Below are 22,858 nucleotides of genomic sequence, written 5' to 3' on the forward strand. Positions count from 1 at the left end.
CAATCCGCCCTGCCCACGCCTCTCGCACCCGAACGCTGCCGCGTCCACCGCAAGCCCGGCTCGCGAACGTGACGACCACAAGATCGCCCCTCAAGATTGAGCCGGGACGGCCGACACATACGCCATAACCGAATTTCGGTAAAGCGGAATATTTTTGTGAGGAGGGGTTGACGGGATTGCGGGTGTGTTGCCCGACAGGCAGCCATCACATCCGTCAAAGCCTTGGAGTCAGAACAAACGCGATGGCTCGAGAGTTAAGTATATGAAAGTAAGTATACTAAATCTTGGTTCGGCGCAGATGGTAGGCCGTTCGCCCACTCGAGCGCCTCTCGCGCTTCCGGTTCCCGGATCGTCCGAGACCGACAACGATCTGCGTGGAGCGAAAGTATCAAAGTTTAATGCGTTCGGTCGTTCTCATCGATCAGATTGGGGACGGGCTCTGAGTTATTAGGCGACCAATGCAGGCAGGATTTGCGTTCTCCAAGCTCGCCGACCGGTTGGCGAGCCTCACTCCCGTAACGGCCGACGATCTCCACCTGCTTGCGGACATGGCAAGCACAATCGCGCATCTCAGTTCGCGTCAGGCCGTTTTGCGGCATGGCGACGATGCCACCCACTGCTGTCTCCTGCTTCAGGGATATCTGTCCTGGCAGGATGCCGAGAGCGTGGACGGGCAGATCACGTCGCTCCATGTTCCCGGTGACATCGCCGATCTACACACGCTGTATCGTCCTCGCGTTGACGGCAACCTGATCGCGCTCGGCCCTGCCATCGTCGCACTCGTGCCACACCGCTTCTTTCACGATTTGTCCGCGCGTTCGCCCGCCATGTCTCGCGCATTGCTGCTGATGCTGCTCACCAGCCACGCCATTCAGCGCAACTGGACAGTGAACCTGGGTAGCCGCGATGCCTTGACGCGTGTTGCGCATCTGCTGTGCGAGATCACCACCCGCCTGCAAAGCGTCGGCTTGGCGAGAGATCTCAGGCTGCCATCACCCTTCACCCAATCGGACCTTGCTGCAGCGTGCAGCATTTCCCCAGTCCACGCCAACCGAACAATTCAGGAACTGCGACGATGCAACCTCCTGCGATGGCAGGGTAAGACGGTAACGATCACGGACTGGCCGGGACTCGTGCGGCTCGCAAGATTCGATCCGACCTACCTGGGCATTCCGTCCAGCCGCGACGAGTCGTCGTCCTCGCGTCTCAGACCACTCGCGGCGGATCTTGCGCTCGCTTGAGCCCGTTTCCGACGACACCTTGGAGATTTGCGGAGCGTGCAATCAGGGCCTCCCGCGCCTCTCCAATGACATCATCCCAATTGCCTGGTGCCCTCTGATGAAACAGGCGCAGGCTCGGATACCAAGGGGAATGGGACTCGCATGACGGCCAGCGCCAGTCGCAATCCGCATGCAACAAGACCCACGCGTCACAGCCGAGTGCGCCCGCAAGATGAGCCACCATGGTGTCGACGCAAATGAGCAGATCGAGCCGCTGAAGCAGATGACCGAGAACCGTAATGTCAGGCGTGCTGACGTCCCTCGCGCCGATCTCGGCCAGTTCGCACGTTCGGGCCCCTCGTTGCAGCGAGCAGAGCGTCACGCCGGGAACGGCAAGATGCCCTAGCAGGGACGGCGGGATGGTCCTTCGCTTGTCCCAATTGCCGACTTCCCAAACCAGGCCGACGGCAAGACCTTGTGGCAGTGGTAGCTCGAGCACCGGCGGCAGCGATACGTAAGGTGCACGCATCTCGACCTGCTCCCGTTTCGCCCTTATAGCATGCGGCACCTCCATAATCTCGATATCGACCTCGAAGTCGATCTCAGGCGTACCATCATGGATCGAAAACGCACGATCGACGCCCGCCACACGCTCCACCAGGGGCAGAAGTTCGCCTTGGCACCACACAGTGACGCTGCGCGCGAGATCACGGAGCGGTCGCATGAAGCGCAGGAACTGGATGGTATCGCCAAGCCCATGGTAGCAACGGACGAGCACATGCTTGCCCACCAGGGCCTCGCCGCGCCAGATCCGCTGGAGGTGACGCGGCCCGGTGTGCTTTGGTGGATAGGCAAGCATTATCAGATCGCGGTCGCTGATCGCCCAGGCGCGTTCGAAGTCGCCTGCCCGCATCGCCTCCGTCCAACCGCCCGACATGGGCGGCGATCCGATCAACGCCGCACGAATTTGTGAAAGCGACTCACTTGGCCGTCCTTGGTGCGGTCCTGGTGAAGGAACGCAATGCCGGTCTCGTCGAACTTCGCGAAGAATTCGTCCCAACTGATCCGGTCGAGACCTTCGTCGGGCGGATCGAAATCGATGCGCAGGATGCCGGCGTGTCCGTCCTCCTCCGTAGTCTTGACCGTCGCGGGCTTTCCACCGCGCTCCTCCGCCCATTTCCGGATGACGTTATGGCTGGTGGTCTGCTGGGCTTCGCTGGTTTGTGATTTGGTTGACATGTGACACCTCGACTGCTGACAAAGAGCGAGCGACGAATAGGTCGTCGCGTCAGACTGTTCGCCGTGAACGCCGGACGGAAGGATTTGTTCTTTCGCGGTGTCGGCTCTCTCGGAGCATCATCTTCTTCATCTTCATCATGGAAGCTTTTCGTTCCCGCCAAACTGCCCGGGATTCTATCCCAGGTTAAGGGCGCGAAATTTTTTTGGCCGGAATCTGACGTGAGGCGGACATAGTGCCGTGAGTTCAGGAACGAACATACGTTCCTCACGTTCGCCGACGTACTTACGTCAACACTGCAAGTCTTCAACACTGCATATCCTTCAACACTGCATGCCTTAACGCTGCACGTCTTCCGGAGGGCCTAGATCCATGCATTCTCGTCTTCAGGACAGGCGGCGCGTGCGCGTCGGCATCGTCGGTGTCGGCAATTGTGCGAGCTCGTTCGTTCAGGGGCTCTCCTATTACCGGGACGCCAAATCGAATGAGCCGGTGCCTGGGTTGATGAACGCCGATCTCGGCGGCTACCACATTAGCGACATTCAGGTCGCGTCGGCCTTCGACGTCCATGCCGGCAAGGTCGGACGCGACGTGACCGAGGCGATCTTCGCAGCACCGAACAACACGCACCGCTTCTCCGAGGTCGCACCCACCGGCGTCATGGTCCAACGCGGCCCCGTCATGGACGGCGTCGGCCAATATCTCAAGGACGACGTTCCGATTGCGGATGTTCCGGAAGCCGACGTCTCCGAAGTGCTCGCGACATCGCGCACGGACGTACTTGTGTCCTATCTTCCCGTGGGCTCGCAGCGCGCGAGCGAATTTTACGCCGCGCGCGCGATCGAGGCCGGCTGCGGCTATGTCAATTGCATCCCGGTCTTCATTGCCTCGAATCCCGACTGGCGGCGGCGCTTCGAGGATGCAGGCCTGCCGATCGTCGGCGACGACATCAAGAGCCAGGTCGGCGCCACCATTCTGCACCGTGTGCTCGCCAACCTTTTCCGCGAACGCGGCGTGCGGCTGGACAGAACCTACCAGCTCAATGTCGGCGGCAACACCGATTTCAAGAACATGCTCGAGCGCGAGCGGCTGACGTCAAAGAAGATCTCCAAGACGCAAGCCGTGACTAGCCAGTTCGACGTGCCGATGGATGCCGACAATATCCATGTCGGCCCGAGCGACCATGTGCCGTGGCTGACCGACCGCAAGCTGGCCTTTATCCGCCTGGAGGGCACGACGTTCGGCGGTGTTCCCTTGAGCGCGGAAGTCAAGCTCGAGGTCTGGGACTCCCCGAACTCGGCGGGCGTCGTGATCGACGCGGTCCGCTGCGCCAAGCTTGCCATGGACCGCGGGCAGGCCGGCGCGCTGACGGGCCCTTCGAGCTATTTCATGAAGTCGCCGCCTCAGCAGTTCACCGACGAGGAAGCCGGACGGCGAACGCGCGCCTTCATTGACGACAAGGCGTACACCTGATGGCGAAGATCATTCATCTGATCCGCCACGGGCATCATGCCCTGCTCGGCCGCACGCTCTGTGGCCGGATGAAGGGCGTAGAACTCGATGATCTCGGCTGTGAGGAAATCGCGCGATGCGCCGATACCTTCACGCCGCCACCGAGCATGGTTCAGTCGAGCCCGCAGCGGCGCTGCATGCAGTCGGCCTGCATCCTGGCGGCACGGTTCGGCTTGCCGGTCGAGATCGTGCCGGCACTCGACGAACTCGACTACGGCGAATGGACCGGACTGTCGTTCGAAGCGCTCGCCCGGGACCCCCGATGGTCACGCTGGAACGAACAACGCGGAACGAACCGCCCGCCGGGCGGCGAAAGCATGCGGTCGCTCCAGAAGCGCGTCGTCGCCCATCTGGAACAGGTGCGCAATGATCATGGTAGCGGCACCGTCGTTGTCGCCGTCAGCCATGCCGAACCGATCCGCGCGGCGCTGCTGCACTATTCCCGGAAAGAGCTCGACGACTTCCTCTCGATCGAGATCGACCCCGGCAGCGTCAGCACCCTCAGCGTGGACAATCGCGGAATCAAGATCACCGGGATCAATCAGCGGGTGCCAGCGTGAAGATCGTCATTTTCGGCCTGACAATTTCCTCGTCCTGGGGCAACGGTCACGCCACCTTGTGGCGAGGGCTTTGCAAGCATCTCGCGCAAGCCGGCCACAGCGTCGTCTTTTTCGAGCGCGACGTGCCCTACTACGCCGGCGCGCGGGATTTGCACGAACTGCCCGGCGGCCAACTGCGACTGTTCTCGAACTGGGACGATGTGCTTCCTTTGGCGCGCAGCGACATTCGAGATGCCGATGTCGCGATCGTGACCTCTTATTGTCCCGACGCGATCGCCGCGACGGAGCTTGTCCTGTCCGAGGGTCGCGCGGTGCCCGCGTTCTACGACCTCGACACGCCGGTCACGCTGGCGAAGCTGATGGCCGGCGAGGCCGTTCCCTATATCGGGCCGCGCGGCCTGCGGGATTTCGCGCTGGTGCTGAGCTTCACCGGCGGTCCCCGCATCTGCAACGAATTTCGCGACAGGCTCGGCGCCTGCAATGTCCGTCCGCTCTACGGCCATGTCGATACGGACATCCATCGGCCCGTGCCGTCGCAGCCGCATTACCGTGCGGATCTGTCCTATCTCGGCACATATTCGCAGGATCGCCAGCGCGCGCTCGAGGCTCTGTTCGTCGAACCCGCACGTAGCAGGCAGGATCGGCGCTTCCTGATCGGGGGTGCACAGTACCCGGAAGATTTTCCCTGGTCGCCAAACATCTACTTCGTGCAGCACTTGCCGCCCTCGGAGCACGCGGCGTTCTTTGCGTCGTCCCGGCTGACACTCAACGTCACGCGCCGTGCCATGGCGGAGATGGGCTGGTGCCCCTCCGGCCGCCTGTTCGAAGCTGCCGCCTGCAAGGCCCCGCTGCTCAGCGACGACTGGCCGGGAATCGATCAATTCTTTGCACCCGGACAGGAGATCCTGATCGCACGCGATGCGAAAGACACGCTTGCTGCGTTGACGATGGCCGACGCCGAGCTTCAGCACATCGCCGGACGCGCCTATGAACGGACCATGGATCAGCACACATCCGACAAGCGCGCGGCCGAACTGATTTCGCTGCTCGAGCAGACGGCATCCCTCGGCGCGCGCCGACAGCAACCCGAGGAGGCCTGATCATGTGGGGCATCGTTCCGGCCGCGGGCCGCGGCAGCCGCATCCAGCCGCTCGCCTTCTCCAAGGAGTTGCTTCCGGTCGGAAGCCAACGGGACGACGGCATCGACCGTCCGTGCGCCGTCTCCGAATATCTGCTGGAGCGGTTGATCCTTGGGGGTGCCGACAAGATCTGCTTCGTGATCTCCCCCGGCAAATCGGACATCCTCGAATATTTCGGCGATCATTATGGCAGCGCCCAGCTCGCCTATGTCGTGCAGCCCGATGCGTCGGGGCTGTGCGATGCCGTGTTCAGGGCGGGCACGGTCGTTGGCCATGACGAAGACATCCTGGTCGGACTTCCGGATACCGTCTGGTTCCCCAAGGCGGCCCTGCAGGCACTGCCGGCCGCTGACCTGTCGTTTCTGCTGTTTCCGGTCGAACATCCCGAGTTCTTCGATGCCGTCGTGCTCGACGGTGACCGCGTCACGGAGATCCAGGTCAAGCAGCCGGATGCGGCGTCGAAATGGATATGGGGCGCCTTCAAGATGTCCGGCAACGGATTTCGCGAGCTCCAGTCACTGTGGACGAAGCGCGAGCGCCGGGATGAATATTTCGGGACGCTGGTCAATGCCTACATCGCAGCCGGCGGCCAGGGTCTCGGCGTCAAGGCCGGCGAATCCTATGTCGACGTCGGCACCATCGACGGCTACCGGACGGCAATGGCGTTGCTCGCGGAAAGCTCCGTCGGGAACGGACGCTCTCGACTGCTGGCCGGCGGTTCGCCGGAGGCAGCCCGCCCGGCCCACGCAATGAACAATGGAGTGACCGCATGAGCAGAGGCGCCCTCTCGCGCGAGGAAATCCGCCAGCGCGTCGATGCGCTCGGGCCATGGTTTCACAATCTGGACCTGAACGGCGTACCGACAGCGCCTTCACATTTTCTCGGCGACTATCCCAACGTGAAATGGCGCCGCTTTTCCGGGATCATTCCGGACCGCCTCGAAGGCAAGACCGTGCTCGATATCGGCTGCAATGCCGGTTTCTACGCCATGGAGATGAAGCGGCGCGGCGCCGAGCGCGTGCTCGGCCTGGACACCGACGACGAATATCTCGCGCAAGCCCGCTTCGCGGCCGAAGTGAACGGTCTCAGGATCGAATTCCGCAAGATGTCAGCCTATGATGTCGGACAGCTGCGCGAAAAGTTCGATCTCGTGATCTTCATGGGCGTGCTCTACCACCTGCGGCACCCTTTGCTGGCCCTCGACCTGATCCACGAGCACGTCGCCGGCGATCTCCTGCTGTTCCAGTCGATGCAGCGCGGCGACAGCCGCGTGGATTCCCTCGACAAGAACTACGACTTCTGGACCACCGATCAGTTCGATTCGCCGGGCTATCCAAAGCTGCACTTCATCGAGAACAAATATGCCGACGACCCCACCAATTGGTGGGTACCGAACCGCGCCTGCGCCGAAGCCATGCTGCGCAGCGCCGGCTTTGCGATCGCGGCGCATCCGGAAGAGGAAGTCTATCTCTGCAAGCGGGTGGCAAGGCCGCAGGCGGAAGGTCCGGTCTATCCGTCGCGGGAGACCGGCCGATGATCGAAGCCGCCAAGATCTGGAACGAGCCCAACAACAAGTCGCACTGGGACATCCTGATCGATCCGGATTGGACCATGTTCGCGAGCCTGGCGCTCGCTGCGGGAAAGGCGATCCGCAGCGCGCATCCCACACTCCCGCGTGTGCTTGGCGGCATATCGCCGATCGATCCGTCCTTCATACGCAACATGCAGGCGCGCGGCGTGCTCGATCATGTCGATGCCGTGGCCGTGCACGGCTTTCCGCTCGACTGGAACTTGTGGCAGATCGCGGAATGGCCGGCCAAGCTCGACGAGATCAAGGCGGTCACCTCGCTGCCGGTCTGGGTCACGGAGGTGGGAGTCTCGTCCTTCGGTGCCGAGGAGGTGCAGGCCTGGGGACTGACGCGGACCGCCGAGCTGTTGACTGGCCGCGCGCCGCGGATTCACTGGTACAGCCTCTACGATCTTCCTTCGAGTTGGGAGGCGACCACGCGGCACAAGGAAGCTGAAGGCTCCTCCTACTACCGGCACTTCCACATGGGGCTGCTGCGCGAGGACGGCACGCCGAAAGCTGCCGCGGGCCTGTTCAGCCAATATGCAGCTGCGATGGGCCTGTGCCAGTGGTTTCATTTCGAGGACCACCGCCTCGATGAAGCCGTGCGCTGGATGCGCCGGCTCGGCGTGCAGCATCTCAGGACCGGCCTGTCCTGGGCCGACAGTTTCCGTCCCAATGCGCTCGCCTGGTTCGATCGGCAGATGGACGCGCTGGCCGAGTTTCAGGTCACGGTGACCTTCTGCTTCACCCCGGAACATCGGGGCATCGAGCCTCATCACACCAGCCCGCCGCTCGACGTGAACGAGTTCGCGGATTTCTGCGCACAGATGGTCGAACGCTATTGCGCGAAAACCGGGCTCGCGCCGTCCGCAGCGTCTTCGCGCCCGGCCATCTCGGAGCCGACATGCGTGCCCTGATCCTGGTGATGGACTCCGTCGGGATCGGCGCCGCGCCCGATGCCATCAATTACGGCGACGAGGGCGCCGACACCGTCGGCCATATTGCCGAAATGTGCATGGCCGGTAATGCCGACGGACCACGCCGGGCGGGGCCGCTTCGACTTCCCAATCTGGTTGCGCTCGGACTTGGCCAGGCTTGCCATCTTGCCACCGGGCGCGTGCCGCCGGGCCTGGATGGCCGGCCTGAGCATGCGCGCTTTGGCTGCGCGAGCGAGATCTCCAAAGGCAAGGACACGCCATCCGGTCATTGGGAGATCGCCGGCGTGCCGGTGCCGTTCGACTGGGGCTATTTTCCAAGAGCCAAGCCGTGCTTCCCGCGCGATCTGATGGAGAGCCTGTGCGAACAGGCTCGATTGCCAGGCATCCTCGGGAACTGTCACGCCTCCGGCACCGAGATCATCGCCGAATGCGGCGAGCGTCACATCAGAACGGGCGAACCGATCTGCTATACATCGGCCGACAGCGTGTTCCAGATCGCAGCGCACGAGGAGACGTTCGGACTCGAACGCCTCTATGAGGTCTGCCGCATTGCCCGCCGACTGGTCGATCCCCTCAACATCGGGCGCGTCATCGCACGTCCCTTCATCGGCACGTCGGCAGGCGACTTCAAGCGGACATCGCACAGAAAGGACTTTTCCGTTCCGCCGCCGGAGCGGACGATCCTCGATCTCGCGGAAAGCGCAGGCCGTGACATCGTCACGATCGGCAAGATCGACGACATCTTCGCCCATCGCGGGACCGGGAGGAACCTGCGCGGCGATGGCAACCGAGCGCTGTTCGACGCCACGCTCGATGGGTTGGCCACGCTCGCAGAGGGCGGAATGTTGTTCGCCAATTTCATCGATTTCGACACGCTGTATGGCCACCGGCGCGACGTGGCGGGCTATGCAGCGGCGCTCGAAAACTTCGACGCGCGCGTTCTGGATCTGCTGAACCGCCTGCGCGACGATGATCTCCTGATCGTCACGGCCGATCACGGTTGCGACCCGACATGGAGCGGCACCGATCATACGCGGGAACAGGTGCCGATCTTGGCGTGGAGCGCGCGGTCAACTTCTCCGATCGGCAAGCGCGCCGGATTTGCGGACATTGGCGCGACGGTCGCGAGCCATCTCGAACTGCAGGCGCCGGTTCACGGCGTGTATTTTTAGCTCCGCTGCACTCGGCAGATTCACCTGGGTTATTGATCCAGGTTAGAGAAATATTCGTTTGTAGGTTTCGCAGGAACGAACATTCCTTGCATCGCTTCTAATTTCAAATGTGACTGGCGCGCCGGTCGCCCGACCAGAACAGCAGCGCGCTTTCATTCTCATCACGGATTGATCCCGCAGGATCGATCTCACGGCGGCACGGAGCGGTGAATGACGCGAGTATTGATCACTGGAGGTGCGGGATTCATCGGATCGCATGCGGCCGACGCGCTGCTGGCGGCCGGCTATGAAGTCCGCCTGCTCGACAATCTCTCGCCGCAGGTCCACGGAGGCAACCGCCAGCGTCCCGCCTATCTTGCCAAAGACGCGGAGCTCGTCGTCGGTGACGTCACCGACGCTCTCGCGGTCGATCATGCGTTGCGCGGCACCGACATGGTCCTGCATCTCGCATCAGCAGTCGGCGTCGGCCAGAGCATGTACGACATCGAACCCTATGTCAGGACCAACGAGCTCGGCACCGCCGTGCTGTTGCAGACACTGTCCAAGCGCCCGGTCGCGCGGCTCGTGGTGGCGTCGTCCATGAGTATTTACGGCGAGGGCCTTTACCGGAGCGCCGATCAGAGCGTGGTCGCCTGCGAGGAGCGGGGGGTCGAGCAGCTTCGCCGCGGCGATTGGGAGCTGCGCGATGCCGCCGGCAACCCGCTCGATCCCGTTCCCACGCCGGAGACAAAGCAGCCTTCGCTGAGCTCGATCTATGCGCTCAACAAATATGCGCAGGAGCGCATGTGCCTGATCACAGGCAAGGCGTATGGCATCCCGACCGTGGCGCTACGCTTCTTCAATGCGTTCGGGCCACGTCAGGCCCTGTCCAATCCGTATACCGGCGTGCTGGCCATCTTTGCCGCCCGGCTGCTCAACGGCCGCCCTCCCCTCGTCTTCGAGGACGGACGGCAGCGCCGCGATTTCGTCCATGTGCATGACGTCGCCCGCGCCTGCCGGATGGCGCTGGAGGCGGAGCACGCGCACGATGTCTTCAACGTCGGCTCGGGCCAGAGTCGCACCATTCTGTCGGTCGCGGAGGATCTGGCCGAAGTCATGGGGCGCCGCGACATTGCGCCCGAGCTGACGCGGAAATATCGCGCCGGGGATATCCGGCACTGCTTCGCCGACATGGGAAAATCCCGCGACGTGCTCGGCTTCGAGCCGCGCGTCGCATTCAGGGATGGGCTCGAAGAGCTGGCGGAATATCTCGCCGACCAGATCGCTGACGATCAGGCGGAGCGAGCCACCAAGGAGCTGCAGCAACGAGGATTGGTCGCGTGATGAGTGAACGAGACAACAGACCCGTCCTGATCACCGGCGGCTGCGGGTTTATCGGGTGCAACCTGGCCGACCGGCTGGCGGAGCGCGGCGAGCCGGTGCTGATCCTGGATAATCTCGCCCGCGCCGGCGTGCGGGAGAATGCGCAGTGGCTGAAGTCCCGGCATGGCGACCGGGTCACAATCACCGTGGCCGACATTCGCGAGCCGATCCCGGTGATCGACGCCGTCCGCGAAGCCCGCGCCGTGCTGCACTTGGCGGCCCAGGTCGCCGTCACCGACAGCGTGAGCGATCCGGCCGCCGATTTCGAGATCAACGCGCGGGGCACATTGAACGTGCTCGAAGCGGTGCGTCTCCACAACAACGCCGCGCCGATCGTGTTCGCCTCGACCAACAAGGTCTACGGACGCCTGATCGACGATGGCGACATCGCGCTCACCGGCCGCCGCTACACGCCGACAAGCGGCCTGCTCGCCGCCGGCATCTCGGAAAATGCGCCGCTCGACTTCTACAGCCCCTATGGATGCTCCAAGGGAACGGCCGATCAATACGTCCACGACTATGCGCGGGTCTACGGCCTCCAGACCGTGGTGATGCGAATGAGCTGCATCTATGGGCCCCGTCAATTCGGCACCGAGGATCAGGGCTGGATCGCGCATTTCCTGCTGAGCGCCATCCGCAGCAAAGAGCTGACGATTTATGGCGACGGCCATCAGGTCCGCGATGCGCTTCACGTCTCCGACGCGGCCTCGGCCTGGCTCGCCGTGCTCGATGGCATCGCGCTCGCCCGTGGACGCGTATTCAACCTCGGCGGCGGTCCGGCCAACGCGATCAGTCTGCTGGAATTGATCGACCGCATCACCGATCTGACCGGCCGCAAGGTGGCCTATCGCTTTGCCGATTGGAGGCCCGGCGATCAGCCGTGGTACGTGACCGACACGCGCGCGCTCTCCAGCGCGCTCGGCTGGGCCCCTCAGGTTTCGTTCGCAGACGGCCTCCGATCCCTTCACAGCTGGCTGGACGGCCGGTTCGGATCGTCGCAAGGCAACCGCGAGGCGCTGGCATGACGCGTGTTGCCCTCATCAACCCAAACTGGGATTTTGGCGGCAGCATCTATTTCGGCTGCCGATCCCCTCACCTTCCGCTCGAACTCGGGATCTCCGAGCATTACCTGAAAGCGGCCGGGCACAAGACGCTGCTGCTCGATGCCCACATGTTCGACCTCTCTCTCGCCGATGTCGAAGCCGAGCTGCGCGCGTTTGGCCCCGATCAGATCGTCATCACGACGGCACCGACCTATCTGTTCTGGCGCTGCGCCCCTCCCGAGCTCCGCGTTCCCCAAGAGCTTGCGATGGCGGTGCGCGACTTGGCTCCGATCCTCATCGCGGTGGGTCCCCATGGCTCGACTGTGCCAAGGGCCGCGCTTCGAAAGCTCGGCACCGACTTCATCGTGATGGGCGAGTGCGAGGCCTCCTTGTTGCGTCTTGCCAATGGCGAACGGGACTTTCCGGGTCTGTGCTTCGCCGATGGCGCATCGCTCCGCGTCAATGGCGGCCCGCAGGCGGTCGCATTCAAGGATCAGCCGCCGCTTGACTGGCCGGAGGAGATGATCCGGCGGCATCACCATCACCACCATCGTTTCGAAGCCGAGCCACAGGCACCTGGCGCCGAGGTCGAATCGTCCAGGGGATGTCCGTACAATTGCACGTTCTGCGCCAAGGAAAACTTCCGCAACGCCTACCGCAAGCGGCCTGCCTCCATCGTTCTCGAAGAGATCGACGGCCTGCGTCATCAGGGCATCGAATATGTCTATTTCATCGACGAGATTTTCCTTCCCAACGCGGAACTGCTGGAAGGGCTGACCACACGCGGGCTGAAGTTCGGGGTGCAGACCCGCATCGACCTCTGGAAGCCGGACATGCTGGATCTGCTTGGCCGCGCCGGCTGCGTCTCGATTGAAGCCGGCATCGAGAGCCTCACGGTCGAGGGCCGCGCCGCGCTCGCCAAGAACTGCAAGATGACGACCGACCAGCTTGCCGAACGGCTGGTCGAGGCGCGCCGTCACGTTCCTTTCGTGCAGGCCAATTTGATCGAAGTCCCAGAGGACGATGACCCCATCGTGCAGCGCTGGCGCCGCACCATGCAGGATGCCGGCATCTGGGCCAACGATCCGGTCCCGCTATATCCCTATCCGGGCTCGCCGGATTATCGGAAGCTGTGGGGCGAGCCCGACGATTACGCCTGGGAGCGCGCACACCGGCACTATCTCGCGATGTTCGATCAGTTCAGCGACGTGCAGAACGATCGTCCGGTGCCGCTCGAGGCTCTCGAACTGCAGGTGGCATCATGAGCCGCAGCTCGCAGCTCAGGATCCTGATGACGACCGATACCGTCGGAGGCGTCTGGACCTACTCGTCCTCACTTGCTTCGTCCCTTGCTGCACAGGGGGCCGACGTCACCCTGGTGACGATGGGCCCCCGCGCGCGGGCCGGCCAGCTTGAGAGGCTGCGTGGCTCGCGGGTGCACCTGATCGAAACGGACCTTGCACTCGAGTGGCAGGATCCGGAAGGACAAGATCTGTCCCAGGCCAGGCGCGTCCTTGCGAAGCTCGAAGCCGGAATCAGGCCGGACGTCGTTCACCTCAATAGTTTTCGCGAGGCGACCTTCGCCTGGCGCGCTCCAGTGGTCGTCGTCGCGCATTCCTGCGTCAACTCCTGGGGGCTCGCCTGCCGCGATACGAGCTGGCTCGGCGAACCAAAATGGCGCGGCTACACCCAACGGGTGACGGCCGCACTCGACACGGCACAGGCCTGGGTTTGTCCCAGCCAGTCCTTCCACGATGACATTGCGGAAATCTATCGGCCTCGCTCGCGCGGCATCGTGATCTGGAATGGAATTGGCCCTCAGGGCTTTGCGGGCCGGAAGCAAGACATGATCTTTGCGGCGGGCCGGCTCTGGGACCGCGCCAAGAACATCGAGGTCTTGGCGGCCGCGGCGCCTGGGCTGGACTGGCCCGTTCAGGTCGCCGGGCCGGCGGATGAGTGCCCTTCGGCTTCCGTCACCTGGCTTGGGCATTTGCCTCACGAAGCCATGCGCGCGCACTTGCAGCACGCGGCCATCTTCGCCAGCCCCGCGCTCTATGAGCCGTTCGGCCTCTCCGTTCTGGAAGCCGCGGCGGCAGGATGCGCCCTCGTCCTGTCCGACATTTCGACCTTCGGGGAATTATGGAGCGGGGCTGCGGTGTTCGTCGACGCTACCGACAGCAAGGCGCTGCATCGGGCACTCGGAGGTCTGTGCACCGACGATCGCGAGCGGGTGCGGCTGCAACGAGCCGCCTTTGAGCATTCCCTGACCTACTCGCTGACCCGAACCACGAGCGCCTATCTCAGCCTCTACGAGGAGCTGCTTGCCGTCCATCGCGCGCCCGCCCCCATGGAGGTACGCGCATGAAATGCGTTCTGTTCTACCATGCGTTCACCTCCTGCTGGAACAACGGCAATGCCCATTTCCTACGCGGCTACGCCCGCGAACTTCACGCGCTCGGTCATGAGGTCGTGGTGTTCGAGCCGATCGACGGCTGGAGCCGATTGAATGCGATCCGCGAGGGTGGCAGTCAGACAATGGAGGATATTCCAACGCTGTTTCCCGGCATCGGCATCCGCCGCTACGACGCCTTCCTTGATCTCGATGAAGCCTTGCACGGCGCCGATCTCGTCGTCGTCCACGAATGGAATTCGCCTGATCTGATCGCAGACATCGGATCGAGACGGGCTCACGGCGGTCCGTTCACGCTGCTGTTCCACGACACCCATCATCGCGCCGTCAGCGCGCCGGACGAGCTTGCGCAGTTCGACCTCGACGGCTTCGACGGTGTACTCGCCTTCGGCGAGGTCCTTCGTCAAATCTATCTGAAGCTCGGCTGGGCCGACCGGGCCTTCACCTGGCACGAGGCAGCCGACATCGCCCTGTACCATCAGCTGCCAGATATCGAGCGCACCGACGATGTCGTCTGGATCGGCAATTGGGGCGACGGCGAACGCAGCGCCGAGCTCAACGAATTTCTGGTCGAACCCGTGGCCGAGCTGAAGCTGAGCGCGGGGGTCTATGGCGTCCGCTATTCAGATGCGGCGCTCGCGACCATTCAGGCGGCAGGCATTCGGTATGGCGGCTGGCTGCCCGCACACTGGGCTCCCATTGCTTTCGCCGGCGCACGCGCGACTGTTCACGTTCCCCGCGGCCCCTATGTCCGCTTGCTCCCGGGCATTCCGACCATTCGGGTCTTCGAAGCGATGGCGTGCGGCATTCCACTGGTCTCGGCCCCCTGGTCAGATGCGGAAGGCCTGTTCCCGAAAGGTGCCTATCTCAGCGCTTCCGACGGCACCGAAATGAAGCGGGCGCTTCGTGCGCTGCTCGATGACCGAGAGTTGTGGTCCGCCACGGTGGAGACCGGGCTCCGCACGATCAAGGAGCGTCACACCTGCCGTCATCGGGCGGAGCAGCTTGTCGGCATCGCGCAGGACCTCCGGGCCACAGGCCACTCCACACAGCCCAAGCGATACATCGGAGCCTCCGCATGAAGATCTGCTTCTTCGGGTCCAGCCTCGTCTCATCCTACTGGAACGGTGCCGCCACCTATTACCGCGGCATGCTGAAGGAGATTGCGGCCCTCGGCCACGACGTCACATTCTTCGAGCCCGATGCTTTCGAGCGCCAGGCCCATCGCGACATCGACGATCCCGACTGGGCGAAGGTGGTGGTCTACGCCGCGACGCCCGAGGGGTGGCGAAGCTCGCTTGAGGAAGCCGCCCGCTCGGCCGACATGCTGGTCAAGGCCAGCGGCGTCGGCGTCTTCGATCAGGAGCTGGAGAACGCAGTCGCCGAAATTCCGTCGAATGCGATGCGCATCTACTGGGACGTCGATGCCCCCGCGACGCTGGAATCGGTGGCGGACAATCCAGACCATCATCTACGCCATGCGATCCGGTCCTACGACATGGTTTTGACCTATGGCGGCGGCGATGCCGTCGTATCCGCCTATCGCGGCATCGGCGCGCGCGACTGCGTGCCGATCTACAATGCGCTCGCCCCCGCCACGCACTTTCCTGCGCCGCCCAATGCGCACTTCACGTGCGACCTGAGCCTGCTGGCAAACCGCCTCCCCGATCGCGAGCAGCGCGTCGAGCGGTTCTTTCTCGACGTCGCACGCCAATTGCCGGACAAGACGTTCGTGCTCGGCGGATCGGGGTGGGACTCCAAAGACACGCCAGCCAATCTGCACAAGGTCGGGCATGTCGGGACCGGCGACCACAACGCGTTCTTCGGCTCCGGTCTGGCTACGCTGAATGTCAATCGCGACAGCATGGCGCGCTACGGCTTCTCGCCGCCAACACGCGTGTTCGAAGCCATTGGTGCCGGAGCCTGCCTGATCACCGACCAGTGGGACGGCATCGATCATTTTCTCGAGCCAGATCGCGAGGTGCTGGTGGCCGCGACCGGAGCGGAGGTCGCAGAGCATCTTGCTGCACTGCGCCCCGACCGGGCTCAGGCGATCGCAGCGCGCGCTCGTGCGCGCGTTCTGAGCCATCACACCTACCGGCAGCGCGCGCGCCAGTTCAACGATCTCTTTGCCGCAAGCAGTTCGCGAATCGAGGCAGCAGAATGAACCTCACCATCGTCGTCGTCGGTCTTTCGGTCACTTCGTCCTGGGGCAACGGTCATGCCACGACCTATCGCGCCCTGATCGAAGCCCTGGCACGACGAGGTCACCACGTCACGTTTCTGGAACGCGACGTTCCCTGGTATCGCGAGCATCGTGATCTTGCCAAGCCTTCCGCTTGGACCGTCGAGCTTTATCAATCCTTGAAGGACATCCCGCAGCGTTTTGGAAAGATGATCCGCGATGCCGATCTGGTGGTCATCGGCTCCTACGTGCCCGACGGCATCGCGATCTCCGAATGGATCACGACCCACGCCCGGGGGATTACCGCCTTCTACGACATTGACACGCCGGTCACGCTTGCGAAGCTCGAGCAGGGCCTGGACTATCTTTCCGCGGCGATGATCCCGCGCTTCGACCTTTATTTGTCCTTCGCCGGTGGCCCGGTGCCCGGCATGATCGAGGAGAACTATGGCAGTCCGCTGGCTCGGGTGCTGTATTGCAGTGCCGACACCGACACCTATGCGCCGCAACGCGCGGAGAAGAAGTGGGCACTGGGCTATCTCGGAACCTACAGCGAGGACCGGCAGCCGGTTCTGGAGCAGTTGCTGCTCGCCCCCGCTCGCACTCTGTCGCGCGAGCAATTCGTCGTCGCCGGCGCGCAATATCCCGATGAGGTGGTCTGGCCGGCCAATGTCGCCCGGATCGAGCACCTTACGCCCAAACATCATCCGGGATTTTACGCAGAGCAACGCTTTACGCTGAACGCCACCCGTGCCGACATGCGCGCGCTCGGCTTCTCGCCCAGCGTTCGGCTGTTCGAAGCGGCCGCGTGCGGCACGCCCGTCATCTCGGACCGGTGGCCTGGAATCGAGACCGTCTTCGAACCTTCCCGGGAGATCCTGCTCGCATCGAGCCCCCGCGACGTCGTGGAGATCCTGCGCGACATGCCCGAGGAGCGAAGGCGCACGATCGCGGAAAACGCACGGCGCCGCGTTCTGGCCGACCACACCTCCGACCATCGCGCTCGGCAAGTGGAGACCTACTACGCCGAGGCATCGGTCCGTCGCCGCCGGAAAGCCCCGCAACTTCCCGCCTCGCGTCCCATGCAGGTCGCTCAAATCTGAAAGGCAGCACCATGACAGTTCAGACCCGCATCAACGCGTCCCGCCGCTCTCCCACCGTTCTGGTGGCCGGCGGCGCCGGCTTCATCGGATCGCACCTCTGCGACGCGCTTTTGCAACGCGGCCACACCGTGATCTGCCTCGACAACCTGTTTACGGGAACGACCGACAACATCAGGCCGCTGCTCAATCATCCGAATTTTCGCTTCATCGAACACGACGTGCGCGATCCCGTCGAGATCGAGGGCGACATCGACCGGATCTACAGCCTCGCCTGCCCGGCGTCGCCGCGTCATTATCAGAAGGATCCGGTCGGCACGATGAAGACCTGCGTGCTCGGCACCATCAACATGCTGGAGCTCGCGCAACGGAAAGGCGCCCGGGTGCTGCAGGCATCGACCAGCGAGGTCTACGGCGATCCGGAGGTCCATCCCCAGCCGGAATCCTATCTCGGCAACGTCAATCCGATCGGGCCCCGGGCCTGTTACGACGAGGGCAAGCGGGCCGCGGAAACGCTGATGTTCGATTATCATCGCATGTACGGGGTCGAAATCAAGGTCGCGCGCATCTTCAACACCTACGGACCCCGGATGCTGGAGAACGACGGGCGCGTGGTCTCCAACTTCATCGTGCAGGCGCTTCGCGGCGAGCCGATCACGATCTATGGAGGTGGTACGCAGACCAGGAGCTTCTGCTTCGTCGACGATCTCGTGCGCGGCCTTCAGCTGCTCATGGAGAGTCCATCGTCGGTCACCGGACCCTGCAATCTGGGTAATCCGCACGAGGTTACCATCGAGGCGATCGCGCGCGACGTGCTGGCGTATACGGAATCGGCCTCCCCGCTCCGGTTCGAGGAACTGCCGAAAGACGATCCGAAGCGCCGCAAGCCCGTCATTGACACGGCCGTGAAGGCGTTGGGGTGGCGCCCGCGCGTGGCGCTCAAGGACGGTCTTCGCGCGACCATCGCCTATTTTGCCATGCGCATGGCCGGGGAAGCGCCGGCACTCGTTCCGGCCATTGCACCGCGCAGGAACGGACGTACCGGGGCACGCGGCCAGCTGACGATCGCCGACCGGCAGTAAACGGCAGAAAGAGCCCACGAGCCCGCGGAATCCGGGCGAGCCCTCAAGCCCGCGAAGCGGCCGCGCCACGGGCCGGCTTGCAGAGGTTTTCGAGATGGTACTGGTATTCGGAGATCGCCCGGTTGGCCATCCGGATCCGGTTTGCCTGGCCTTCCTCGACCATCATGGTGATGCGTTGAGCCAGAAATACGCACGCATCGAACTCATCGTGGATCGCCCCGCTGCGGGCCAGAAAGTCCCATGCGATCTCATAGGCCTGTTCGGCAGCAGGACTGCGGTAGTCGCTGAAGATGATGTGCGCCATGACAGCAAAACGCGGATGAGAGGGTTTCGGTCCTGCGGGCCCATATGAGAGCGCAGGCAGGCTCAGCGGCCGAACCCGCCGGTCTCGCACCGGCGGGACCGGCGATCTCGCCGTGGTGGGGATGGAGTGCGATCAGGCCGCCTGGCGCTGATGCGCCAGATATTCCATCGTCACCTTCTCGACGTTCGAGTCGATCCAGGCGGCCATGCGCTGCTCCTCCTTCAGGGACGTCTCGAGCGGCTCCTTGGCCTCCGCAAGCCCAGCGGCGCCGCAGAGGGCGAGCAGAGACTTGTAGGCAGCGATCTCGAAATTCTCGAAGGCATTGTTGGCGAACGTATTCTTGAGAATCTCGTCGCCGGCCACCGAGTGTGCCATGGCTTGCATGTTCGCCATCATGGATTGCGTCGTATCCTTGAGGCTGGAGGTACTCTCGCCGCAGGCTTCCAGGCATCTCTCCAATCGCTTCAGCTGCTCGTTGGTCTCCTGAAGGTGGGCGGCGACCTTGGCCTTGACCTCAGGATATCCGTCCAGTCGTTCCGACTGACGTTCCATCAACTCTCGCGCCTGCACTTCCATCGCATGCGCATTGCGTAGTCCAACCACGAATGTATCGCGGGCTGCGTTCGTCATCTCATATTCTCCATTTCACGGGCCTTGTTGCCGCCAACCGCAGTTTTGGTGGATCGTTCCTAGGGTGATCCGTGACGCGAACGCTGGGTTCCGGCCGCCGGACCCGAAGCTAACCTGCGATAACAGAACACAAATCCACCTACCGCCGCAGGAACGCGGCATGCAAATGACTGTTTCCCGAAGCATGTGGTCGCATCTCCAAACGACCGCAGCGTTCAGGGACCAGAATGACAGGCAGCTTTCCGCATGCCAGCAACTCAGGCCCTTCGCTTGGCAGGCCTGGACTTGGCCGGCCGGGTGAGGGACGACCGGACAACACTTCCGATCCGTTCTTCATGAGTATCCGCGACGATCTTGCGGACAAGGGCTTCTTCACGGCGACCGCGGAGGAGCTGATCACCTGGGCGCGGACCGGATCGCTGATGTGGATGACGTTCGGGCTCGCCTGCTGCGCGGTCGAGATGATGCAGATGTCGATGCCGCGCTACGACGCCGAACGGTTCGGATTCGCTCCGCGCGCATCGCCACGCCAATCCGACGTGATCATCGTCGCGGGCACGCTGACCAACAAGATGGCGCCGGCGTTCCGCAAAATCTACGATCAGATGCCTGAGCCGCGCTACGTGATCTCGATGGGGTCGTGCGCCAACGGCGGCGGCTATTATCACTATTCCTATTCGGTCGTGCGCGGCTGCGACCGCGTCGTGCCGGTCGACATCTACGTGCCCGGCTGCCCGCCGACCGCGGAGGCGCTGCTGTACGGCGTGATGCTGCTTCAGAAGAAGATCCGGCGCATCGGCACGATCGAGCGCTAGTGAGCTGACCAAATCGGACCCGAATGGACATGACGCAGATCTCGCTTCCCTCTTCCGCCGACGCGGAGCATCCGCAATCCGACCTCGACCGCAACGACAACACGCGGCAGATCGTCGCTGACGTCGCCTATCGTCAGCTTGCGATCGTCAACGTCATTTTCGTGGGTTTCGAGAACGCCGGCGACGGCAATTGGGTGCTTGTGGACGCCGGCATTCCCGGATCGGCTGGCGCCATCCGCTCCGCCGCGAAAGCCAGATTTGGAGGAAACGGCCGGCCCGCCTGCATCATCATGACGCATGGGCATTTCGATCACGTCGGCGTGCTCGAAACGCTGGCGAGTGAGTGGGAGGTGCCGGTTTATGCCCATGCGGCCGAGCATCCCTATCTTGACGGAAGCCAATCCTACCCGTCGGCCGATCCCAGCGTCGGTGGCGGGCTGCTCGCTCGGCTCTCTCCGCTATTCCCGACCAAGCCGGTCAACGTCGCATCGCGCCTCTATGATCTTCCCTGTGATCACAGCGTACCCTTCATGCCGGAATGGCAGTGGATCCATACGCCCGGCCATACCCCAGGACATATCTCGCTCTGGCGCAAAGGCGATCGCGTGCTGATCGCCGGCGACGCCTTCATCACGACGCGGCAGGAATCCGCTTACGCCGCAGTGACCCAAACGCCGGAGATGCACGGGCCCCCGATGTATTTCACCCCCGATTGGGAAAGCGCGAAGAGATCGGTGCGCGCACTTGCCGCGCTCGCCCCGGAGATCGTCGTCACCGGGCACGGCGCGGCCATGCAGGGGCCGCAGATGCGCGCGGCTCTCGATGCTCTCGCCCAACGGTTCGACGAAGTTGCCGTGCCTTCGCAATATCGACGTGGAGCTTAATCACACGGCACGGCTAGGAACGGTCGATGCTTCACGTGATTGTCCGACATCGAAACCTCAAGGAGAAATAACATGCGTAAGACAATCCTGACGATCTTCACGGCCGCGATGCTTGCAGGCGCTTCAGTGGGCGCAGCATACGCGCAAGGTGCTGGCGGCGGCGCTGGTGGTGGCGCAGGCGGCGGCGCCGGTGCTGGCGCGGGTGGCGCCGGAGGCGGCGCGGGCGCTGGTGCCGGCGGCGCAGGTGCCGGCGGTGCTGGAGCTGGCGGTGCAGGAGCCGGCTCGGGCGGAGCCGGCGGATCGGGTGGCGGCGGCATCACGCATGTCGAGCGGGGCGGACAAGGTGCCTCCAGTCCTTCCGGCATGCGCAACGAGACGACCCCTCCGTCCAACGGCACCATGCCGCGCCGCTAGCGGTTCACGGTTCGCAATTTTCTAAAGCACGCTCCTTGCTGTTGCGCGCATGAGAGCGGCCCCGGCGAGATCCCTCTCCTCGCCGGGGCCGCATCGCGTTCACGTCTCAACTTAAAGGCTTTCAAAATAGTCGCTAGAAACTCCATAGGAATGCAACCCGGCAGCACTCATTGCGCAATAGCGTGAACACAAAAGGAGCTGCGCATGTACTATTTCGACAAACGACTGCAATATCCGGTCAGGGTCGAGAAGCCCGATCCGATCTTCGCTCGCCAACTGCAACAAGCCATCGGCGGCGTCGAAGGCGAGATCCGCGTCTGCCTTCAGTATTTCTTCCAGGCTTGGGGCGCGCGGGGGCCGGCCAAATATCGCGATGTCCTGCTCAATACCGCGACCGAAGAGATCAGCCACATCGAGATGCTCGCGACCGCGGTCGCGTTGAACCTGGAGAATGCGCCGGCAACGATGCAGGAGACCAGCCTGCAGGCCAACCCGGTCGTCGGCGCGGTGATGAACGGCGGCGAGCGGCCGCGGCATGTGATCGAGGGCATGCTGCACCGGCATCTGCTCTCGACCGGCATGGCCGCCTTCCCTGCCAATTGCGACGGCGTCCCGTTCGATTGTTCGCATGTCTATGCCAGCGGCAATCTGGCCGCCGACATGTATTGCAACGTCGCGGCTGAATCCACCGGCCGGACCCTCGCCGTGCGTCTCTTCAATTCCACCAGCGATCCCGGCATGCAGGACATGCTGAGCTACCTGATTGCGCGCGACACCATGCATCAACAGCAATGGCTCGCGGTGATCGAGGAAATGGGCGCGGATGCCGCCCTGCCCATTCCGAACAGCTTCGACCGCAGCAAGGAGGCGACCGAATTCAGCTACATGTTCATGGGCACCGAACGCAATGCGGCACCGCTGCAGCCGGGGCGCTACTGCGAGGGCCCTTCGCTCGACGGCCAGGGGTCATTCAGCTTCCGCGCCGGGTTCGAGCCTTTGGGCGAGGAGCCTGTGCTCGGACCGGCGCGGCCGGATAGCGGCGCACAGGTCGAGCAGATGAACGAGCCGCCGGTGACGAACGCGTTGGCCTGATTCTCGTGTAACGGCCGGGGTCGTCCGACGAAAGGGACGGCCCCGGCCGACGTCTGGCGACGCCGAGCCACCAGAACGCCCAACAGAAACGCCGCAAAGACCGCTTGCAGTGGCGCTGCTCTGGTCATCCTCCGCAGTTGGTCGGCCAATCGCGCCGAGGGCGCCTGGGAAGGCGCATCGAGTCCTGTC

General features: G+C 63.5%; 24 protein-coding genes. 20 read left to right on the plus strand and 4 right to left on the minus strand.

Features of this window, described 5'->3' with window-relative positions; all coding sequences use genetic code 11:
• The first annotated feature begins 458 nt into the window (after window positions 1–458).
• On the plus strand, window positions 459–1,241 hold the full coding sequence (locus tag ABIB66_RS30670) for a Crp/Fnr family transcriptional regulator (RefSeq protein ID WP_275169425.1): 783 nt from the start codon (window positions 459–461) through the stop codon (window positions 1,239–1,241).
• Here ABIB66_RS30670 and ABIB66_RS30675 read toward each other — a convergent pair.
• Together ABIB66_RS30675 and ABIB66_RS30680 are read right to left on the minus strand one after the other, a co-directional pair.
• On the minus strand, window positions 1,207–2,157 hold the full coding sequence (locus ABIB66_RS30675) for a glycosyltransferase family protein (protein ID WP_275169426.1): 951 nt from the start codon (window positions 2,155–2,157) through the stop codon (window positions 1,207–1,209). The genes ABIB66_RS30670 and ABIB66_RS30675 overlap by 35 nt on opposite strands.
• A 14-nt stretch (window positions 2,158–2,171) precedes the next feature.
• Window positions 2,172–2,459 (minus strand): hypothetical protein, encoded by a 288-nt coding sequence (locus ABIB66_RS30680; RefSeq protein ID WP_354204916.1) that lies wholly within the window; start codon window positions 2,457–2,459, stop codon window positions 2,172–2,174.
• 370 nt (window positions 2,460–2,829) lie between these two features.
• On the opposite strand from ABIB66_RS30680, the gene ABIB66_RS30685 reads away from it, so the two are divergent.
• From ABIB66_RS30685 to ABIB66_RS30755, 15 genes are all read left to right on the plus strand, one after another.
• Window positions 2,830–3,930 carry an inositol-3-phosphate synthase gene (locus ABIB66_RS30685; RefSeq protein ID WP_275169428.1) on the plus strand — a complete coding sequence of 367 codons (1,101 nt, stop codon included), beginning with the start codon at window positions 2,830–2,832 and terminating at the stop codon, window positions 3,928–3,930.
• Window positions 3,930–4,529: a histidine phosphatase family protein gene (locus tag ABIB66_RS30690; RefSeq protein WP_275169429.1), complete on the plus strand. Its 600-nt coding sequence runs from the start codon at window positions 3,930–3,932 to the stop codon at window positions 4,527–4,529. The genes ABIB66_RS30685 and ABIB66_RS30690 overlap by 1 nt, the downstream gene beginning before the upstream one ends.
• Window positions 4,526–5,629 carry a CgeB family protein gene (locus ABIB66_RS30695; RefSeq protein ID WP_275169430.1) on the plus strand — a complete coding sequence of 368 codons (1,104 nt, stop codon included), beginning with the start codon at window positions 4,526–4,528 and terminating at the stop codon, window positions 5,627–5,629. The genes ABIB66_RS30690 and ABIB66_RS30695 overlap by 4 nt, the downstream gene beginning before the upstream one ends.
• A gap of 2 nt (window positions 5,630–5,631) precedes the next feature.
• Window positions 5,632–6,441, plus strand: coding sequence for a nucleotidyltransferase family protein (locus ABIB66_RS30700; protein WP_354204913.1), 810 nt, complete (start codon window positions 5,632–5,634; stop codon window positions 6,439–6,441).
• A complete protein-coding gene (locus ABIB66_RS30705; protein ID WP_275169432.1) occupies window positions 6,438–7,205 on the plus strand; it encodes a TIGR04290 family methyltransferase in 768 nt (255 codons plus the stop codon). Before ABIB66_RS30700 ends, ABIB66_RS30705 begins: the two co-directional genes overlap by 4 nt.
• Window positions 7,202–8,155, plus strand: coding sequence for a glycoside hydrolase 5 family protein (locus ABIB66_RS30710; protein WP_354204911.1), 954 nt, complete (start codon window positions 7,202–7,204; stop codon window positions 8,153–8,155). The genes ABIB66_RS30705 and ABIB66_RS30710 overlap by 4 nt, the downstream gene beginning before the upstream one ends.
• On the plus strand, window positions 8,143–9,348 hold the full coding sequence (locus ABIB66_RS30715; RefSeq protein WP_354256840.1) for a phosphopentomutase: 1,206 nt from the start codon (window positions 8,143–8,145) through the stop codon (window positions 9,346–9,348). The genes ABIB66_RS30710 and ABIB66_RS30715 overlap by 13 nt, the downstream gene beginning before the upstream one ends.
• Before the next feature lie 210 nt (window positions 9,349–9,558).
• Entirely contained in the window at window positions 9,559–10,671 is a 1,113-nt protein-coding gene (locus ABIB66_RS30720; RefSeq protein WP_354204907.1) for an NAD-dependent epimerase/dehydratase family protein, read from the plus strand.
• On the plus strand, window positions 10,671–11,735 hold the full coding sequence (locus tag ABIB66_RS30725; protein WP_354204905.1) for a GDP-mannose 4,6-dehydratase: 1,065 nt from the start codon (window positions 10,671–10,673) through the stop codon (window positions 11,733–11,735). Before ABIB66_RS30720 ends, ABIB66_RS30725 begins: the two co-directional genes overlap by 1 nt.
• Window positions 11,732–13,018: a TIGR04295 family B12-binding domain-containing radical SAM protein gene (locus tag ABIB66_RS30730; protein ID WP_354204903.1), complete on the plus strand. Its 1,287-nt coding sequence runs from the start codon at window positions 11,732–11,734 to the stop codon at window positions 13,016–13,018. The genes ABIB66_RS30725 and ABIB66_RS30730 overlap by 4 nt, the downstream gene beginning before the upstream one ends.
• Window positions 13,015–14,118: a glycosyltransferase family 4 protein gene (locus tag ABIB66_RS30735; RefSeq protein ID WP_354204901.1), complete on the plus strand. Its 1,104-nt coding sequence runs from the start codon at window positions 13,015–13,017 to the stop codon at window positions 14,116–14,118. Before ABIB66_RS30730 ends, ABIB66_RS30735 begins: the two co-directional genes overlap by 4 nt.
• Complete coding sequence (locus ABIB66_RS30740; protein ID WP_354204899.1) at window positions 14,115–15,245, plus strand: CgeB family protein; 1,131 nt, start codon at window positions 14,115–14,117, stop codon at window positions 15,243–15,245. Before ABIB66_RS30735 ends, ABIB66_RS30740 begins: the two co-directional genes overlap by 4 nt.
• A complete protein-coding gene (locus ABIB66_RS30745) occupies window positions 15,242–16,330 on the plus strand; it encodes a CgeB family protein (protein ID WP_354204897.1) in 1,089 nt (362 codons plus the stop codon). The genes ABIB66_RS30740 and ABIB66_RS30745 overlap by 4 nt, the downstream gene beginning before the upstream one ends.
• The gene (locus ABIB66_RS30750) at window positions 16,327–17,451 is read left to right on the plus strand and encodes a CgeB family protein (protein WP_354204894.1); all 1,125 of its coding nucleotides are present in this window, start codon (window positions 16,327–16,329) and stop codon (window positions 17,449–17,451) included. Before ABIB66_RS30745 ends, ABIB66_RS30750 begins: the two co-directional genes overlap by 4 nt.
• 11 nt (window positions 17,452–17,462) lie before the next feature.
• Window positions 17,463–18,530: a UDP-glucuronic acid decarboxylase family protein gene (locus tag ABIB66_RS30755; protein WP_275169441.1), complete on the plus strand. Its 1,068-nt coding sequence runs from the start codon at window positions 17,463–17,465 to the stop codon at window positions 18,528–18,530.
• A 43-nt stretch (window positions 18,531–18,573) separates the two neighbouring features.
• On the opposite strand, the gene ABIB66_RS30760 is transcribed toward ABIB66_RS30755, so the two are convergent.
• Together ABIB66_RS30760 and ABIB66_RS30765 are read right to left on the minus strand one after the other, a co-directional pair.
• The gene (locus tag ABIB66_RS30760; protein ID WP_275169442.1) at window positions 18,574–18,834 is read right to left on the minus strand and encodes a hypothetical protein; all 261 of its coding nucleotides are present in this window, start codon (window positions 18,832–18,834) and stop codon (window positions 18,574–18,576) included.
• 132 nt (window positions 18,835–18,966) lie between these two features.
• Window positions 18,967–19,464 carry a ferritin-like domain-containing protein gene (locus ABIB66_RS30765; RefSeq protein WP_354204891.1) on the minus strand — a complete coding sequence of 166 codons (498 nt, stop codon included), beginning with the start codon at window positions 19,462–19,464 and terminating at the stop codon, window positions 18,967–18,969.
• A gap of 227 nt (window positions 19,465–19,691) precedes the next feature.
• On the opposite strand from ABIB66_RS30765, the gene ABIB66_RS30770 reads away from it, so the two are divergent.
• From ABIB66_RS30770 to ABIB66_RS30785, 4 genes are all read left to right on the plus strand, one after another.
• Window positions 19,692–20,279, plus strand: a complete 588-nt coding sequence (locus tag ABIB66_RS30770) for a NuoB/complex I 20 kDa subunit family protein (protein ID WP_354060005.1) — start codon at window positions 19,692–19,694, stop codon at window positions 20,277–20,279.
• A 29-nt stretch (window positions 20,280–20,308) separates the two neighbouring features.
• Window positions 20,309–21,163, plus strand: coding sequence for an MBL fold metallo-hydrolase (locus tag ABIB66_RS30775; RefSeq protein ID WP_354060003.1), 855 nt, complete (start codon window positions 20,309–20,311; stop codon window positions 21,161–21,163).
• Window positions 21,164–21,235: 72 nt separating this feature from the next.
• On the plus strand, window positions 21,236–21,577 hold the full coding sequence (locus ABIB66_RS30780) for a hypothetical protein (RefSeq protein ID WP_354060001.1): 342 nt from the start codon (window positions 21,236–21,238) through the stop codon (window positions 21,575–21,577).
• Between the two features lie 204 nt (window positions 21,578–21,781).
• Entirely contained in the window at window positions 21,782–22,669 is an 888-nt protein-coding gene (locus ABIB66_RS30785) for a manganese catalase family protein (protein WP_027566451.1), read from the plus strand.
• The last annotated feature ends 189 nt before the right edge of the window (window positions 22,670–22,858 follow it).

Source organism: Bradyrhizobium sp. F1.13.3 (genome assembly GCF_040548265.1).
In the GTDB taxonomy this organism is placed as follows: Bacteria; Pseudomonadota; Alphaproteobacteria; order Rhizobiales; family Xanthobacteraceae; genus Bradyrhizobium.

Coding starts and splice junctions, on each gene's coding strand:
- ABIB66_RS30670 (WP_275169425.1), top strand. CDS start 459: ATGCAGGCAGGATTTGCGTTCTCCAAGCTCGCCGACCGGTTGGCGAGC.
- ABIB66_RS30675 (WP_275169426.1), bottom strand. CDS start 2,157: ATGTCGGGCGGTTGGACGGAGGCGATGCGGGCAGGCGACTTCGAACGC.
- ABIB66_RS30680 (WP_354204916.1), bottom strand. CDS start 2,459: ATGTCAACCAAATCACAAACCAGCGAAGCCCAGCAGACCACCAGCCAT.
- ABIB66_RS30685 (WP_275169428.1), top strand. CDS start 2,830: ATGCATTCTCGTCTTCAGGACAGGCGGCGCGTGCGCGTCGGCATCGTC.
- ABIB66_RS30690 (WP_275169429.1), top strand. CDS start 3,930: ATGGCGAAGATCATTCATCTGATCCGCCACGGGCATCATGCCCTGCTC.
- ABIB66_RS30700 (WP_354204913.1), top strand. CDS start 5,632: ATGTGGGGCATCGTTCCGGCCGCGGGCCGCGGCAGCCGCATCCAGCCG.
- ABIB66_RS30705 (WP_275169432.1), top strand. CDS start 6,438: ATGAGCAGAGGCGCCCTCTCGCGCGAGGAAATCCGCCAGCGCGTCGAT.
- ABIB66_RS30710 (WP_354204911.1), top strand. CDS start 7,202: ATGATCGAAGCCGCCAAGATCTGGAACGAGCCCAACAACAAGTCGCAC.
- ABIB66_RS30715 (WP_354256840.1), top strand. CDS start 8,143: ATGCGTGCCCTGATCCTGGTGATGGACTCCGTCGGGATCGGCGCCGCG.
- ABIB66_RS30720 (WP_354204907.1), top strand. CDS start 9,559: ATGACGCGAGTATTGATCACTGGAGGTGCGGGATTCATCGGATCGCAT.
- ABIB66_RS30725 (WP_354204905.1), top strand. CDS start 10,671: ATGAGTGAACGAGACAACAGACCCGTCCTGATCACCGGCGGCTGCGGG.
- ABIB66_RS30730 (WP_354204903.1), top strand. CDS start 11,732: ATGACGCGTGTTGCCCTCATCAACCCAAACTGGGATTTTGGCGGCAGC.
- ABIB66_RS30735 (WP_354204901.1), top strand. CDS start 13,015: ATGAGCCGCAGCTCGCAGCTCAGGATCCTGATGACGACCGATACCGTC.
- ABIB66_RS30740 (WP_354204899.1), top strand. CDS start 14,115: ATGAAATGCGTTCTGTTCTACCATGCGTTCACCTCCTGCTGGAACAAC.
- ABIB66_RS30745 (WP_354204897.1), top strand. CDS start 15,242: ATGAAGATCTGCTTCTTCGGGTCCAGCCTCGTCTCATCCTACTGGAAC.
- ABIB66_RS30750 (WP_354204894.1), top strand. CDS start 16,327: ATGAACCTCACCATCGTCGTCGTCGGTCTTTCGGTCACTTCGTCCTGG.
- ABIB66_RS30755 (WP_275169441.1), top strand. CDS start 17,463: ATGACAGTTCAGACCCGCATCAACGCGTCCCGCCGCTCTCCCACCGTT.
- ABIB66_RS30760 (WP_275169442.1), bottom strand. CDS start 18,834: ATGGCGCACATCATCTTCAGCGACTACCGCAGTCCTGCTGCCGAACAG.
- ABIB66_RS30765 (WP_354204891.1), bottom strand. CDS start 19,464: ATGACGAACGCAGCCCGCGATACATTCGTGGTTGGACTACGCAATGCG.
- ABIB66_RS30770 (WP_354060005.1), top strand. CDS start 19,692: ATGACAGGCAGCTTTCCGCATGCCAGCAACTCAGGCCCTTCGCTTGGC.
- ABIB66_RS30775 (WP_354060003.1), top strand. CDS start 20,309: ATGACGCAGATCTCGCTTCCCTCTTCCGCCGACGCGGAGCATCCGCAA.
- ABIB66_RS30780 (WP_354060001.1), top strand. CDS start 21,236: ATGCGTAAGACAATCCTGACGATCTTCACGGCCGCGATGCTTGCAGGC.
- ABIB66_RS30785 (WP_027566451.1), top strand. CDS start 21,782: ATGTACTATTTCGACAAACGACTGCAATATCCGGTCAGGGTCGAGAAG.